We start from the raw sequence: 503 nt of genomic DNA, 5'->3' as shown, positions 1-503 counted from the left end.
TGAAGCTGGTGGCGAAGGTCGCGCTGTCGCCATGATCGAGATCGGTGGCAGTAATTTGGCCTGTGACTTGTGGATCGCCTTCATTGACCGTTCTCGATCCTATATGGCTAACCACTGGATTATCATTAGTGCCGTCTATGCGGATGATTAAGTTTTGTGGCGTACTTTGGCCGCCATTGTTATCGGTAGCGGTCACTGGAATGATCAGCGTTTGATGCTCACTAACCGCTAAATGGTTGAAACTTGGATCGGTGGGATCCAGTGTGTAGCTGCCGTCGGTATTGAGAACAAAGCCTGCGTGACTGAAGCTGGTGGCAAAGGTCGCGCTGTCGCCATGATCGAGATCGGTGGCAGTGATCTGCCCGCTGATCTTAGTTGAACCTTCATCAACTGTCTTGGAGCTGATATGGCTAACCACTGGATTATCATTGGTGCCGTCGATCTTGATGATTAAGTTTTGCGGTGCACTTTGGCCGCCATTGTTATCGGTAGCAGTCACTGAA

Annotated in this window: 1 protein-coding gene; it reads right to left on the bottom strand. The window is 50.3% G+C overall.

Annotated elements, in window-relative coordinates:
* A partial coding sequence (locus K5R16_RS22185) for a VCBS domain-containing protein (protein ID WP_220740584.1) occupies positions 1-503 on the bottom strand: 503 nt, incomplete at both ends.

The organism is Shewanella sp. c952, from assembly GCF_019654975.1.
Lineage (GTDB): Bacteria > Pseudomonadota > Gammaproteobacteria > Enterobacterales > Shewanellaceae > Shewanella.
The sequence above is the reverse complement of the archived record's forward strand: the minus strand, read 5'-3'. Positions and strand labels throughout refer to the sequence as shown.